The sequence below is a fragment of the Marinifilum sp. genome, from assembly GCF_965230805.1.
Lineage (GTDB): Bacteria > Bacteroidota > Bacteroidia > Bacteroidales > Marinifilaceae > Marinifilum.
This window is the reverse complement of the sequence record NZ_OZ246019.1, coordinates 4,169,503-4,184,331: the sequence shown is the minus strand read 5'-3', so window position 1 is coordinate 4,184,331 and position 14,829 is coordinate 4,169,503. Positions and strand designations below refer to the sequence as shown.

The window sequence follows — 14,829 nt, the reverse complement described above, 5'->3', positions numbered from 1 at the left end:
ACTTCAATCCTTAGGCGTAAAATTTGATAGTTATGAAGAAGTGAATAAGATTTTTAAACTTATATCTGCTTAAGCAGAAACGAATTAACACCAACTAAGAATGAAACAAACAAAGCTCATTTTAAGCATTCTTGCATTGCTACTTTCAGCCTCAATTACTACTACGCATTCACAGGAAACACAAAATCAGGAATGGAATCAATTTAGAGGATCTAAGCGAAACGGTTCGGCAGACAATATCGAACTAAGTAGTTTTAAAGAGAAATCTCCCAAACTGATTTGGAAGAAAAAACTAGGAGATGGATTTTCGGAACTTACCATTTCGGGCGATAAAATTTACACAATGATTAGCGAAAAGCAAGATAGCATTACCGGTGATGAATTTATTGCTGCTTTTGATGCCAAAACCGGCAAAGAAATTTGGCGAACAAAGGTTGACAAGATGTTTTTCGATACTTTTGGTGATGGCCCCAGATCGACTCCTGCCATTGGAGAAAAGAATGTTTACAGCTTAAGTAGTTACGGCAAACTCTCGGCCAATACAAAGAAAAATGGGAAAACAGTTTGGCAAGTCGACTTTATGAAGGAATATGGCAGCAAGATTCCCAGGTGGGGATTTTGCTCTTCGCCTTTATTAATAGGAAATAATGTAATTGTTGAAGTGGGAGGAACCGACTCAAGAGCTTTTATGGCCTTTGATAAACAATCAGGTAAAGAAATATGGAAAAAAGGTGATGGTATGGCAACTTACAACTCTCCTGTTGCAGGCAAAATAAACGAGCAGCAAAGCATTATTTTTGCGAATGGAAGAAAAATTTACTCCTTAACTACTGCGGGCGATACCATCTGGACCTATAATTCTGCAATAAGCAATCCTACCGGGATGCCCATTGTGTTTGATGGCAATAAAATCTTTATATCAGCGATTCGAAATCCTGCATTTATTGTGCTTGAGATAAACAATAACAAAGCAAAGGAAATATTGCGAGGCACCAGCATGAAAAACGACTACAGTTCGTCCCTTCATTACAATGGACATGTATACGGTTTTCATGTAGCTGCACTTCAATGCATATCTGTGAAAACAGGAGAAAAAAAATGGACCAAGAGAGGATTTGGCAAAGGAAGTTTAATTCGATTGGGGGATCAATTATTGGTATTATCCGATAAAGGCAAATTAATACAAGTAAAAGCTAGTTCGGATGCCTTTACCGAACTGGGAAGCATACAAGCCTTAGATGGAAAATCGTGGACCGCTCCCTCCTTTGCAAATGGTAAGATATACTTAAGAAACCTAACTGAAATGGCCTGTTACGAATTAGAATAATTTGGATATAAAGCAGACAAAGCAAAAATATAATCAATAAAAACAGACCCAAAATGAAACTAAAACTAGTACATGCATTTGTAATGATTGCCCTGTTTATGATGCCTGCCTTCGTTTGGGCACAAACAGCGGAAGAAATTATAAGCAAGCACATAACAGCCCACGGAGGCAAAGATAAATGGGCTAAGGTAAAGGCACTAAAAATATCCGGAAGGTTTACTGCTTTTAGTCTTGAAAAAGAATTTACCTGCTACAAAACCAAATGCGGTGCATACTACGCAGATTTATACCTTGGCGAAAAACATGTTTTTGAAGGTTTTAATGGCAAGTGTGGATGGACCATTGATCCCTGGCAAGAAATCGATTATGCCCGAAATATCAACGCAAGTGAAACCAATGTTTTTAAACAAAAAGCCGAATTCTTTACTCCTTTTTTAAACTACAAGGAAAGAGGACATAAAGTGGAATACCTTGGCAAAGAAAATGTGGATGGATTGGAGATGTTTGTGATTGAACTTACCCGTGAAGATGGAAAATCTGAAAAATGGTATCTGGATACAAATACCTATTTGGAGTACAAATGCGAAGCTCCTTGGGTTGATTTTGCACAATCGGTGCCGGCCGAAATGTATTACGATGATTTTAGAGAGGTTGACGGGCTTATCATTCCTTTCTTTATTGAACGAATATTTTGGCAGCGCGATCGCATTACTCAGATCGAAAATATAGAAGTTAATCCAAAAGTTGATACATCCTTATTTGCAATGCCTAAGCGCAAAGAAATAGCTAAACTTGCTTATATGGAGGGAAATTGGAATGTAACGCTCGAATTTGTTGGGCGCCGCGGAAACCTCCAAGACCGAGGCACAACCGAATCGTGCATAAAGTTTACTTCTACCAATCTGTTGCAGGAAAATATTAGTTACGAAAATCACTTTCCGAACACCTTAAGCATTAATTATACTTATGATGCTGCCAGTAAAAAATACCGAATTGCAGCTTTCAACGATTTTACCTCAACATTTGAATTGTATCAGGGAGAATTAAAAGAAAATGTTTTGCTTGTAGAAGATACCAAAATAAGTTATTCTGATATAAAAATGCCTGCAAGAACCTGCCGACAGTTTACTTACACAAAAATCAATATGCATGAGTTTATTGTAGAGAATAAAATCTCGAACGACCAAGGTAAAACCTGGAAACCACAGGCTAAATTAACTTATACCAGAAAGCTTGAGCATGGTATTTCGAAAAAATAAATGCTTGAACATTTGCCCATCTATTCTCGCATTGCAGACATATAAATAAAAAATAAACCCCGAATTACCAGTTCGGGGTTTTAGTTTAGTACTCAACCAACCATGATTCTATGTACTAACTATCAGAGCTTCTTTATAATGTCTATGCATCTGTTTTTTCGTCGCCTGCTACTTGGTCAGCAGCTTCGTCATCCTTCTTTCCGTTTGAAGTAACCGGAAATTTAAACCACTTCAGAATTTCTTCATTGTCTTCGTAGATATATTTGGCTGCTTTTACATACTTAGCCAAACCATCGTATAATACATTTAATGCCTCAACACGCTTTTCGGTTGCTTTGCCACGCTCAACCATACTTTTGGTTTGGGCATCCATTAATGACTTTAAATTTGTTTTATGCTGTTCAATCTGGGTAAACCTCTCTTCCGTCCATGCTGTTTTCATCAGCTCATCTTTATGCAAGTTTACCATAAATTGAAAATCAGAATAGAACATATACATGTTTCTGGCAGATTTACGAGCATCTTCGTAATCATTAAAACCAAACTGATTCCAAATGTTCTTTTCATTCGGAAATACCAATTCAATATCGAACTTGCATCGTTGGTATAACTTTCCACAATCGTCTACTGCTTTGTTGATATTTTCGGTAGACTTTGCCTGAATATCGATATAAACATTATCGGAAGGGATTTTATCAGCTGAAGCCAACTTGTCTTTTAAAGCTTGTAAAGTTTCGGGTGTAAAATGATTTGAAAATAATTCGAATTTAGAATGTTCCTGGTCAAGTATGCTAATGATTTGACCTGAAAAACTAATAAAAACTGCATCGGAACAGTTATAGAGTCTTGTTGTGCTGGCCATTTTATAATTTTATTTAAGTAATACTAATAATATGGCATGAAATTAGGAACTCTTGTTATTATGTGCAAATAATTTTTTAATTATTTTCAAACAATCCCACATTTTTTCTATCGTATTAAAGATCTTTATATCTTGTTTTTAAAGGAATTCGTCGCATAAGCCCTGTAAATACAGCCTATTAAGATTCATCAGGATAATATAAATTCTTAAATATTATAATTAGCCTATTTGTTACTTTACCATTAATGATTTGGCGTAGGAGTTAAGCCATAAAACAGCCCAAAAAAATTTTACATTATATATGTCATGATTTTAAAAGCAAATTCAGTGATTCGGGCTATTGTATTGCCTTTTGCCGTTGCTTATTTACATTTACTTCGTATTATATTTTAATTAACACCTACATTATAAAAACTGTTTGCTAAATAGTTTATCTTATCTAAAGACTTATCGTGATATCCCCTTAAGGTATTTTTCTTTGTGGTTGCCCAGTTATCATTTATCATGATATGCTTACCAGTACATGAAGACATACTATTGTATTCCGCAGATAGGTTATGGTATTCCGCCTGATGATTATGGTATTCCGGCTAAAGCTTATTATTGTCCGCTACTGTGTTGTCCTCTTCCGCTAATCGGTTATTATATTAGTATGCAAAAATACCAATCATTCTTGCTTGCTTATTATTCTTTGTAAAAGGCTTGAGATATTCCGCTGCTCGATTATCCTTTTGGTTTACTTGGTTATCATTTTCTGCTGCTCGGTTAAGGTTTTCCGCTGCTCGGTTACAGTATTCCGCCGCTCGGTTGAGGCTTTCCGTTGGGGCTACTTAGTTTTTATATTGATAAGATTAACAACACATCACCGGCATTTCACTTTTACAAAGCGCTCGTCTATTACCAATTACATCAGATCTTTAAGCCTTTATCAGCAATAAGGTTATTAAACAAGGAAATCAATAAGCATCTGACATAAATAAGCTTTTAGGGAATCGGATATCTTAACCAGATACTGCTTAAATACAAGCACTAAGGATGGCAAGCTAAGCGATCGATGCTTAGGAAGGATCTGTTACATCAGCTTAACGATTAAAAGAACTAGCACGAAATGGGTTTCCTTCTTTTGTTCTTTTGAGCTTATTCTACTTTTAAAGATAATGGCGCAGTAAAGGCTATGCTTAAAATTCTTGCCTTTACCCCTCTCCTAACTCATAAAACCACTTAATACTGGTTTGATAATAAAACCGGTATCAAAGGGCAGTTAGTTCTTATATCCATAAAAAAACAAAAGGCTGCCAATTTCGAATTGACAGCCTTTCATATATTTTATTAGCTTGATTTATTATTTTACGGCAATGGTTTCAATCTCGACCAAAGCTCCCAAAGGAAGATCCTTAACAGCAAATGCCGCACGTGCCGGGCAATCTTCTTTGTAATATTCGGCATAAACTTCGTTCATTGCCACAAAGTTCGAAATATCGCTTAACAAACAAGTAGATTTAACTACATCTTTATAGCTATAACCAGCTTCCTCAAGGATGTAACCAATATTTTTCATTACCTGCTCGGTTTGCTCCTTAATACCACCATCAACAAATTTTCCGGTAGCAACATCAACAGGAAGCTGTCCCGAAATATACAAGGTTCCGTTTGCTTCTACGGCCTGGCTATATGGTCCGATTGCCTTAGGCGCTTTTTCTGAATTAATGCACTTTTTCATTTCTGTTATTAATAAGTATTTGTTAAAAATTCATTTATTTTGCGGCTTCAAAGTTAAAAGAAAAAAGCATTAATGAGAATAGCTATAATAGATAATTACGATTCTTTCACATATAATCTGTCGCATATTGTAGAACAATATTGTAAGGAGTGTATTGTCATGCGAAACGACCGTATCAATTGGGAATATTTGGAAATATGTGATCGTATTATTTTTTCGCCCGGGCCGGGTTTGCCTTCCGAAGTAAAAATTATGGGAGAAATTCTTGATAAGTATGCTAAACAAAAAGCTATTCTTGGTGTATGTTTAGGCATGCAATATATTGCTGAGTATTTTGGGGCACAAATCTATAACTTGCCAAATATTGTGCATGGAATTCCAAAGACTACCATCATTCATGATTCCTCTGAAATTTTGTTTAAAGATATATATAGCAATTTTAAATCAGGCAGGTATCATTCCTGGGCCGTTTGCAAGGAGCGATTTCCTTCGTGCTTAATGATTACCTCAACCGACGAAAACAATGTAATCATGTCGATTCGCCACAAAGAATTGGATCTGTGCGGAGTTCAGTTTCATCCGGAATCTATCCTGACAGAAAAGGGAAATCTGATCTTAAAAAATTGGATTCTGTCCTAAAAAAAGAGCCACAAAACATGCGACTCTAATTTTACGTCGAACTCACGTTAATTTATACTTTACTTTTTATAATGGTTTAGAACTGTACGTCCTGCCAAGCTTGTTTCTTCTCGTATTTTAAATCTTGTAATATGGATGAATCAACATTAATCATGAAATTATACGACTGATAAGTACCAAACGGAATGGTATTGAATGACATTTTCCAGCAATGCAGATCTCTTGTAATGGTAAATTGTGTACCTGTAACTTCTTTATCGCTAAAATCATAATTTGCCGAGAAGCTAAGCTTCCATTTTGGAGTTAAACTAAACTGTCCGCTAATGCCCATATTCTGATCGATATTCTTTCTGTCTCTGGGTTTTGAATAGGTCCAACCATAGTCAACAGTAAAGGACCAGGGGATATCAAAATCTACATAACGCGGATCGCGCCATTTCTCGGGCTGATCTTCCTCGGTATCCCCACTGCTTTCTTTTGTATTGGGATTTAAATCTTTTGATGAAAGGCTAAAGCCAAGGTCAACCGAAGCTCTTGTTAAGCGCGGACCAAACTCATCAATTACTACATTGTTATTATTGAGCTTATAGGGAGAAATACCACCGTTAAAATTCAGACTTAACTTCTTATTAAATAGCTTGGTTCTGCCCGTCATTCTAATATCCGACCAGTTTAACGAATCGGCAAACATATTATATGAAGTAGAAAATTTTAAACTCTCCAGAATTTTCACCTTTTTCATATCTTCCAAACCGGTAGTATCGTTAGCAGTACGCACTTTGGCTTCAAGATTATTATCCAAACTTAAATTAATACTTCCAGCCTCTTTTGCTCCTGTTGGAGTTGAAAATCCCATGCCCTGAAAGATAGAGTATTCAACATCTCGCTCTAGCCTTTCATCGTAATAGGTTCTGTAGTATTTACTTCGGGGTACTCCAATTTCGGGAGTATAGCTTACGCTGATACTTGGAGTCATTACATGGCGAATGGCTGCAATTTTCGACGTTTCTTTAAAAGTAAACATCCCGTAAATTTTAGGACTTAAAGACAGTGATGCACTTGTTGAATAATTGTGTGCATATCTGAACCCCTGAATGGTATCGGTGCGAACATCTCCATCTCCTCCGTCGGCATCCGGATCCCAGTATCGTTGAATAGATCGGGTATACAAGACTCCTCGGTAGTTTAAGGTAGGCGAAAGAGTTAAATCTCTTGTCAATTTAAAATTGGTAGTAATTGGGATACTATGTTCATAGCTATTTTCCCAATCCTTTTGCAAAGAAGAGCTCATCAGCTCACTTTCTTTCATGCCCGATTTGGTTTTATTCTCTAATCTTGATGAATAACTAACTCCAACCTTATCGAACCAGCGCAAATTTGTACTCTTCCCTTTAGCTCTAAAAGGATAAATCTGAGTCATATTCAATGACATATTTGGCAAGGTAAGAGAAATGGTTGTATCACGACTATTTTGTGAATGACGCAAACTTGCATTTAAACTAAACGGACTATCTGCCCATTTCTTGCTGTATGATATACTCGATTGCTTTTGGTTGTTGGTAATATCTCTTATCGATGTTGAGTTATTTCTGTCGTTATTCGATGTAGAAAAATTTACCGAAGCCGAAAAAGTTCTGTAAGGATTTGCCTTTGCATCTTGTGAATGATTCCATCGAATGGCAAAATCAGTTGTTTCGTAATAATCAGCAAGCCCCTTATCGCCAAACTTGTTAAAGTGGTATTCACCTTGCAAAGTACCACTAAAGCGGTATCTGCTCTTATATTTCGATTGGATATATGAACCCCAAGAGCCATTGGAGAAAATATCTCCTGTAACTGATAAGTCCATATATTCATTAATCGCCCAATAATATCCACCACCTCGAAGGTTAAAACCTCTCCTCTGCTCTTCTCCATAGCTTGGAACAATAATCCCCGATGAATAGGTAGAGCTAAAAGGAAATAAAGCAAAAGGCAATCCAACCGGCAAAGGCACATCTTCTATTACCAAATGCAAAGGGCCTGAAATAATTTTATCCCCCTTTATCATTTTGGCTTTTGTCATCCTTATATAGTAGTGCGGATGCTCGTGATTACAAGTTGTGTATTTACCATTTCGAAGATAGAATACTTTATCATTAATTTTTTTAGTAATCTCGCTATGCACAAAGCCACCTTCCTGCTCGGTTATTACCTCGTTAACCAAACCTTTGCCTGTATCAAAATTATACTTCAGCTCTTTGCAGGTAAATTCTTCTGATCCGTCTTTAAACTCGGGGGTAAAAATATATTTGCCAGTTGTATCCTGAATTCCATAGGCATAAGCCTGTTTCTTTTCAAGATCCAGCTCTATATAATAAGCCTTTAACTCGGTTTGCCCATATTTTACAAAGGCATTCTTACTTAAGAATACTTGCTGACCAGTTAAAGAAAAAACAATGGTATCATCGCAATTATATTCTACAACTGTTTCAAAAAGAGGTTTCTCAGTTTTTGTTGAATCTGTTTCCAAAGAATCAGTTGCTGTCACTTTCGTGCTATCTAACTGAAGTACCAGCCGATCATTCACTATGGTATCGGATAAAGTAAAATTAATGTCAGTACTTAATTTAACGGAGTAATCCGACGTATAATTCCCAAATGCAAATATATTCAATGGTAGTACCGCTCCAATGAAAAGAGTAAAAACCTTTTGTAGTAATTTCAATTGCAATTTATATCTGTTATTTTTGTAAGAGTTCTGATTAATTCTTGATCTGGAATTAAATTCTCAGCTCAAGCTTAGGTCGCCAAAAATACAAATAAAAGTACTATAATCCCTAATCGAAACGAACTTGAAAACATTTTTTAAGTTCTTTTATGAAATTTGTCTAATGAACATTATCACCCATAAAATTATAACACGATTATTTACAAGAACATCATTGTTATTATTGCTATCGATTACAACTTTCTGTTTTGGCAAAAGACTATATGCACAAGATGAGTCATACCACATAAAAACCGTTGTGATTGATGCAGGACATGGAGGAAGAGATCCTGGTGCATTAGGTAAATCATCACGTGAAAAGGATATCGTATTAAATATTTCATTGAAATTAGGTGGCTACATCGAAAAATATTTCCCTGGTGTAAAGGTTGTGTATACCAGAAAAACTGATGTTTTTATTCCATTAAATAAGAGATCAGAAATTGCAAATAAGAACAAAGCCGATTTATTTATATCCATTCATGCCAATGCAAACCACAACTCCAGAATTAGAGGAACTGAGACTTATACTTTAGGTTTGCACAAAACTGAAGAAAATCTTGCCGTAGCAATGAAGGAAAATGCTGTAATGCAATACGAAGATGATTGGTCAACAAAATATGAAGGTTTCGACCCTAAGAACCCTGCTTCTTATATCATTTTCAATTTGATGCAAGGCGTGAATCGAGATAAAAGCATTAGTATGGCTGAACTGACTGAACACCAGTTTAAGCACAGAGTTGGGCGTCACTCCAGAGGCGTTCGCGAAGCAGGTTTTTGGGTACTAAAGCAAGTTAGCATGCCTTCCATTTTGGTGGAGGTTGGCTTTATTTCGAACCCCACTGAGGAAAAGTTTCTTAAAACCACCCAAGGACAAGATTATCTAGCCAGTGCTATCTTTAGAGCATTTAGAGCTTATAAAGATAAAATTGAGCAAACCAGTGTAGTTTTGAGTAAACAAGAGGAAAACGAAAAGATTATAGAAAAAGTAATTGGTGAAGAAAAGAATACTAAAGAAGTTGAATATTGTATTCAAATAAAGTCGTCTTCAAAACAGATTCCATTAAATTCAAGAACCTTTAAGAACTTAAACGATATAAAGGAAAGAAAAATAGATGGGATCTATAAATATACAGTCGGATCTACAACGGATTATAACGAAATACTCAAACTTCAAAGAGTCATTCGAAAAAAAATAAACGACTGTTTTGTAGTGGCTTTCTATAATGGGAAACGAATTTCTCTTTCAAAAGCTAAAGAACTTCAAAAAACATGATTAGTTTTACATTAAACAAACTAATTATTCCGTCGTACAACACACAGATTTAACAAAGTTCGTATGAAAATATCAAAAGATGCCATAATAGGTTTAGTAATTATAGGTGCTATTGTAATACTTATTTGGGGTATTAATTTCTTAAAAGGATTTAATCTGCTTACATCCGAGCAAACTTTTTGCGCCAAATATGAAAGAGTGGACGGTTTAAAAAACTCAAGTCCTGTTACTCTTCGTGGCTTTAAAATAGGGCAAATTAAGTCGATAGAGTTTAGTCCTAAAGCAGAAAACCTAATTGTTGAATTTTCCATTTCAGACGAATTTCAATTACCCAACGATACCGAAGCTCGAATTGTGAGCTCTGATATAATGGGAACAAAAGAAATTAAATTAATCCCGGGTAATTCAAAAAACCTCTTACAAACAGGTGATACGCTATCGGGAAGCATTGAAGGTGATCTTAAAGAACAAGTTAGCATGCAAATGTTACCTTTAAAAAAGAAAGCAGAAAACCTGATGTCCAGCGTCGACTCTGTTCTTTCGGTAATTCAGTACATATTTAATGAAGACACCCGAGAAAACCTTACCCGTAGCTTTAGCAGCATAGAACAAACTTTTCAGAAACTTGAAAACACCTCCGGAACGCTTGATACAATTGTAACAGGACAAAAGACTCATATGGAGAATATCATCTCTAATGTAGATTCCATTACAAGCAACCTAAAACAAAACAACAAGAATATCTCGAATATACTTGGCAATTTTTCATCCTTAAGCGATTCATTAAAAGCTGTTGAAATTGCTCAGACTATTACCAACGCTAAACTGGCATTGGAACAATCTAACGAAATTTTGAAAAAAATTAACTCTGGTGAAGGATCTATGGGAATGCTTGTAAACAATGACACCTTGTATATGAATTTGGAAGCTGCCTCGAATAGCTTAACCAACCTAATGATTGATCTAAAGAACAACCCTAAAAAATACTTGCATTTTTCTTTATTTGATACAGGAAAAACGTTTTACATGAATTCAAATCAAACCAAAAAGAAGTTAGATAAAGAAAAACAAACCCATTACAGAATTCAAATACTATCTTCCAAATCTCAAGTTGAGTTAAATGACCAGGTATTTAAAGGGTATAAAAAAATTAAGGAAGTTTATTATAATGGTGTATATAAATACACTCTGGAAGATACGCAAAACTATAAAGAAATTATTAGGAAACTTAAGAGAATCAAAGCAGATTTTCCTGATGCGTTTATTATTAAAATAACGCCAGAGAATTAATTTCTAATTTAACTCATGCCATTATAGTTAATTTACGAACCTTATAATTCAATAAGCTATTAACATGTTGCTCGACCCTTATCTAACACTTAACAGGTTCATTGTTATGATATGTATTAATCTTATTCTAATCAATATTTTGAGATAGAATAGCATGTCATAGAAACCTACTAAAAGTCAGGCCTTTAAAAAATATATCTTTGTATGTAGTTGATTTTCTGCACTTTGAAAAATTTCATTTTTTTTTCGTTTCTGTATCACAGATTAATAGTAGGATACACATTCTTTTCAAAAAAGCAATAGGAAAATAATTTTTTTTTCTATTTTTTTTTCACAATCTTGCATATGCAAAAATTGACACACCCGAATTTTTTAAAACACTGAAATAGAAATGAATAATAATCACTTCCAGGTTTGGAATAATTGCTTGGCTGTAATAAAAGACAATGTTCCTCCAATTAGCTTCAAAACATGGTTTGAACCAATCGTGCCTTTGAACTTGGAGAAGCAAGTCTTGACATTGCAAGTACCAAGTCATTTCTTCTATGAATATCTGGAAGAACAATACATTGATATTCTGCGAAAAACCTTGCGTAAAGAAATCGGTAATAACGCAAAGTTGGAATACAATGTTGTGATGGAAAATAATCACATTGCAAATTCAAAGCCTATTTCGGTGGTTGTTCCTGGTAATAACCCTGCGAATACCAAAAATCGCCCAGTTAATTTACCAACTGATAAAGAAGAACAAACCATTAGAAACCCGTTTGTCATTCCAGGAATAAAAAAATTACACATTGATTCTCAGCTTAATCCTGATTACTCATTCAATAACTTTATTGAGGGAGATTGCAACAGGTTAGCAAGATCGGCAGGAACTGCAGTTGCCGAAAATCCGGGTGGCACCGCATTTAACCCATTAGTATTGTATGGAGATTCAGGTTTAGGTAAAACTCACCTGGCACAAGCAATTGGGTTAAAAACAAAAGAATTGTATCAAGACAAGACTGTGCTTTATGTTAGTGCGAATAAATTCCAGACTCAATTTACCGAGGCAATTCGTAATAATAACAAGAATGATTTTCTCCACTTCTACCAAATGATTGATGTCTTAATTATTGATGACATTCAGGAATTGGCAGGTAAAGAAAAAACACAGAATACATTCTTTCATATTTTCAATCACTTGCATCAATCAGGTAAGCAATTAATTCTTACATCCGATAAAGCTCCGATTGAATTGAAAGGTATGGAAAACAGATTATTATCGAGGTTTAAATGGGGTTTGTCTGCTGATCTTCAAAATCCAGACTATGATACAAGAGTTAGAATTCTTCAACAGAAAGCCTACAAAGATGGCATTGTACTGAATATGGATGTTATTGAATACATTGCCAGTAATGTTACGAATAATGTTAGAGAGTTAGAAGGAGCTTTAATTTCTCTTCTGGCTCAATCTACTCTGAATAAAAAAGAACTGAATCTTGAATTGGCAACTAACATTATCGATAAATTGGTGAAAAATACAAAACGCGAACTTTCTATAGATTACATCCAGAAAGTAGTTTGCGATCATTTCTCGCTGCCAATTGATGTGCTTCAGGCAAAAACAAGAAAGAGAGAAATTGTTCAGGCCAGACAAATTGCAATGTATTTTTCAAAAACATTAACAAAAGCATCCTTGGCTTCAATAGGATCACAAATTGGTAATAAAGATCATGCTACAGTATTACATGCATGTAAAACCGTTAACAATTTAATGGATACTGATAGAAGCTTTAAAAGTCAGATCGATGAAATCGATAAAAAATTAAAAATGTAGTTTATATTACTTACTATACTATATTGCTACCCTGAGAAGCAGATTCGCCTGAATCTGCTTTTCTTTTTGGGAAGCATTCCTTATTTTGCGCCAAATTTGATCAAATGCTACACCTACTATTTGCTATACTTTCCTCTGCTGGAATTTTTGTTTGCTTTAAATACCTTGAACGATATAAGGTAGATATTCTTCTCGCCATAATTATCAACTATATTACTGCCTCGGTTTGTGGATTTCTTTTAAGCGATCCCAAACTTGAAATTACACAATTGATTCATCAATCTTGGTTTAATATCTCCATTGTAATTGGAATTGCATTTATAGTTGTCTTTTTTATTATTGGTCGCTCAACTCAAAAGGCAGGCATATCCATTACAACTTTGGCAAGTAAAATGTCTTTTATTTTACCCATGATATTTTCCATTGTATTTTACAATGAGGCTATATCAGCACAAAAAGTTATAGGTTTTATTCTCGCCATAAGTGCGGTTTTATTAAGCATTCACAAAGGCCAAAATGACGGCATACGAAGAAAGTATTTGTGGTTACCTGTACTCTTATTTTTTGGAGCCGGAACTGTAGATTCACTCGTAAAGTATGCTCAAGAGGAATACTTAAGTTCAGGAGGCAAAGAAATGTTCTCTACCCTGTTATTTGGTATTGCTGCCATTTCAGGCTTTATCGTTCTAGTTCTAAAAAAGCAAGATTTTCGCTTGTTGTTTAAACAAAAGGTATTAATAGGGGGAACAATATTAGGTCTTGTAAACTTCGGATCATTGCATTTTCTAATTGCATCTTTAAATCATTCAGGCTTGGATAGTTCAATTGTATTTAGCATTGTTAATATTGGGATTGTTTCTATATCAGTTCTCATTGGAATCGGAGTCTTCCACGAAAAGTTAAACAAAATCAACCTTCTTGGAATAGTACTCGCAATTATTGCTATTTTTATCCTTACAAACTAGAACACACGTATTCATAGAATTTAATGAGCAACGATACATATAAAACCATAACAAAAAAATCAGAAGGATTATACAAAGAAAAGGGTAGCAAATTTATTAGCTATGCTTACCCCGTAACTACCGAAGATGAAATTAAGGAACACATCATCCAACTAAAAAAAGAATATTACGACGCCCGGCACCACTGCTATGCATACATGCTTGGGGCAGATAAAAAGATTTTTCGTGCCAACGACGATGGAGAACCTTCCTCAACGGCTGGTAAACCGATTTTAGGACAAATTTTGTCGAATAACCTTACCAATATACTTATTGTTATTGTTCGCTACTTTGGAGGCACAAAACTAGGTGCAAGTGGCTTAATTCATGCCTATATAACTGCAGCAGCTGATGCCATTGCCAATGCTGAAATATTAGACAAAACTGTGAATGATATATATGATGTTCATTTTGACTATTTGGTGATGAATGATATCATGAAAATTGTCAAAGATGATCAACCTAAGCAACTGGGACAGGACTTTAACTTAACTTGTAAAATAAGGCTGAGCATTAGGCAAAGTGAAGTGGAAAGGCTAATTGAAAAATTAGGAAAAATCACAAGTGTAAAAACAGAATACATTCGAACCATCTAGTTTATTACTGTTCAGGCCTCTGCATCAATTCGAACATTCAATATAAAGTACAGATTAAAAATTTGTTAATAATTAATAAATTTTCATTTGATTTCTAGAATAAATTATACGTATATTTGTAATCTAGAATGGAGTACATAATTATTCAATCTAGAGCCACATTGTTTTCAGAAAGAAGTAAGTTTCTTTACTTCTTTGCTCACGTTTTCCATTATTTATTTCGATTTAAACACGACAGTAAGGCGTATTTCCTTTATTGCTATTTGGGCAATCCGCTTCAAACAT

12 protein-coding genes are annotated in these 14,829 nt (G+C 34.9%); 9 read left to right on the top strand and 3 right to left on the bottom strand.

Going from position 1 to position 14,829, the window contains the following annotated elements; genetic code table 11:
• Positions 1-100 precede the first annotated feature (100 nt).
• Together ACO05S_RS16265 and ACO05S_RS16260 are read left to right on the top strand one after the other, a co-directional pair.
• A complete protein-coding gene (locus ACO05S_RS16265; RefSeq protein ID WP_421919070.1) occupies positions 101-1,327 on the top strand; it encodes a PQQ-binding-like beta-propeller repeat protein in 1,227 nt (408 codons plus the stop codon).
• Positions 1,328-1,380: 53 nt separating this feature from the next.
• A complete protein-coding gene (locus ACO05S_RS16260) occupies positions 1,381-2,586 on the top strand; it encodes a hypothetical protein (protein ID WP_421919069.1) in 1,206 nt (401 codons plus the stop codon).
• A 142-nt stretch (positions 2,587-2,728) separates the two neighbouring features.
• Here the strand turns inward: ACO05S_RS16260 and ACO05S_RS16255 are convergent, their stop codons facing one another.
• On the bottom strand, positions 2,729-3,448 hold the full coding sequence (locus ACO05S_RS16255; RefSeq protein WP_421919068.1) for a hypothetical protein: 720 nt from the start codon (positions 3,446-3,448) through the stop codon (positions 2,729-2,731).
• A 523-nt stretch (positions 3,449-3,971) separates the two neighbouring features.
• Here ACO05S_RS16255 and ACO05S_RS16250 point away from each other — a divergent pair.
• Positions 3,972-4,145 (top strand): hypothetical protein, encoded by a 174-nt coding sequence (locus ACO05S_RS16250; protein ID WP_421919067.1) that lies wholly within the window; start codon positions 3,972-3,974, stop codon positions 4,143-4,145.
• Positions 4,146-4,790: 645 nt separating this feature from the next.
• Here the strand turns inward: ACO05S_RS16250 and ACO05S_RS16245 are convergent.
• Positions 4,791-5,168, bottom strand: a complete 378-nt coding sequence (locus ACO05S_RS16245) for a RidA family protein (RefSeq protein ID WP_421919066.1) — start codon at positions 5,166-5,168, stop codon at positions 4,791-4,793.
• Between the two features lie 72 nt (positions 5,169-5,240).
• Between ACO05S_RS16245 and ACO05S_RS16240 the strand changes: the two genes are divergently transcribed.
• Positions 5,241-5,807, top strand: coding sequence for an anthranilate synthase component II (locus ACO05S_RS16240; protein WP_421919065.1), 567 nt, complete (start codon positions 5,241-5,243; stop codon positions 5,805-5,807).
• 76 nt (positions 5,808-5,883) lie between these two features.
• On the opposite strand, the gene ACO05S_RS16235 is transcribed toward ACO05S_RS16240, so the two are convergent.
• Entirely contained in the window at positions 5,884-8,514 is a 2,631-nt protein-coding gene (locus ACO05S_RS16235) for a putative LPS assembly protein LptD (protein ID WP_421919064.1), read from the bottom strand.
• Between the two features lie 166 nt (positions 8,515-8,680).
• Here ACO05S_RS16235 and ACO05S_RS16230 point away from each other — a divergent pair, with 166 nt between their 5' ends.
• The 5 genes from ACO05S_RS16230 (at position 8,681) to ACO05S_RS16210 (ending at position 14,544) form a co-directional block, all read left to right on the top strand.
• Positions 8,681-9,832 carry an N-acetylmuramoyl-L-alanine amidase family protein gene (locus tag ACO05S_RS16230; protein WP_421919063.1) on the top strand — a complete coding sequence of 384 codons (1,152 nt, stop codon included), beginning with the start codon at positions 8,681-8,683 and terminating at the stop codon, positions 9,830-9,832.
• Positions 9,833-9,895: 63 nt separating this feature from the next.
• Positions 9,896-11,122, top strand: a complete 1,227-nt coding sequence (locus ACO05S_RS16225; RefSeq protein ID WP_421919062.1) for an MlaD family protein — start codon at positions 9,896-9,898, stop codon at positions 11,120-11,122.
• Positions 11,123-11,513: 391 nt separating this feature from the next.
• Positions 11,514-12,944: a chromosomal replication initiator protein DnaA gene (gene dnaA, locus ACO05S_RS16220; RefSeq protein WP_421919061.1), complete on the top strand. Its 1,431-nt coding sequence runs from the start codon at positions 11,514-11,516 to the stop codon at positions 12,942-12,944.
• A gap of 104 nt (positions 12,945-13,048) precedes the next feature.
• Positions 13,049-13,909 carry a hypothetical protein gene (locus ACO05S_RS16215; protein WP_421919060.1) on the top strand — a complete coding sequence of 287 codons (861 nt, stop codon included), beginning with the start codon at positions 13,049-13,051 and terminating at the stop codon, positions 13,907-13,909.
• Positions 13,910-13,932: 23 nt separating this feature from the next.
• Positions 13,933-14,544, top strand: a complete 612-nt coding sequence (locus ACO05S_RS16210) for an IMPACT family protein (protein ID WP_421919059.1) — start codon at positions 13,933-13,935, stop codon at positions 14,542-14,544.
• Positions 14,545-14,829: the final 285 nt, after the last annotated feature.

Excerpts from the sequence above, each read along its gene's own strand:
- ACO05S_RS16265 (WP_421919070.1), top strand. The coding sequence starts at position 101 with ATGAAACAAACAAAGCTCATTTTAAGCATTCTTGCATTGCTACTTTCA.
- ACO05S_RS16260 (WP_421919069.1), top strand. The coding sequence starts at position 1,381 with ATGAAACTAAAACTAGTACATGCATTTGTAATGATTGCCCTGTTTATG.
- ACO05S_RS16255 (WP_421919068.1), bottom strand. The coding sequence starts at position 3,448 with ATGGCCAGCACAACAAGACTCTATAACTGTTCCGATGCAGTTTTTATT.
- ACO05S_RS16250 (WP_421919067.1), top strand. The coding sequence starts at position 3,972 with ATGAAGACATACTATTGTATTCCGCAGATAGGTTATGGTATTCCGCCT.
- ACO05S_RS16245 (WP_421919066.1), bottom strand. The coding sequence starts at position 5,168 with ATGAAAAAGTGCATTAATTCAGAAAAAGCGCCTAAGGCAATCGGACCA.
- ACO05S_RS16240 (WP_421919065.1), top strand. The coding sequence starts at position 5,241 with ATGAGAATAGCTATAATAGATAATTACGATTCTTTCACATATAATCTG.
- ACO05S_RS16230 (WP_421919063.1), top strand. The coding sequence starts at position 8,681 with ATGAACATTATCACCCATAAAATTATAACACGATTATTTACAAGAACA.
- ACO05S_RS16225 (WP_421919062.1), top strand. The coding sequence starts at position 9,896 with ATGAAAATATCAAAAGATGCCATAATAGGTTTAGTAATTATAGGTGCT.
- dnaA (WP_421919061.1), top strand. The coding sequence starts at position 11,514 with ATGAATAATAATCACTTCCAGGTTTGGAATAATTGCTTGGCTGTAATA.
- ACO05S_RS16215 (WP_421919060.1), top strand. The coding sequence starts at position 13,049 with ATGCTACACCTACTATTTGCTATACTTTCCTCTGCTGGAATTTTTGTT.
- ACO05S_RS16210 (WP_421919059.1), top strand. The coding sequence starts at position 13,933 with ATGAGCAACGATACATATAAAACCATAACAAAAAAATCAGAAGGATTA.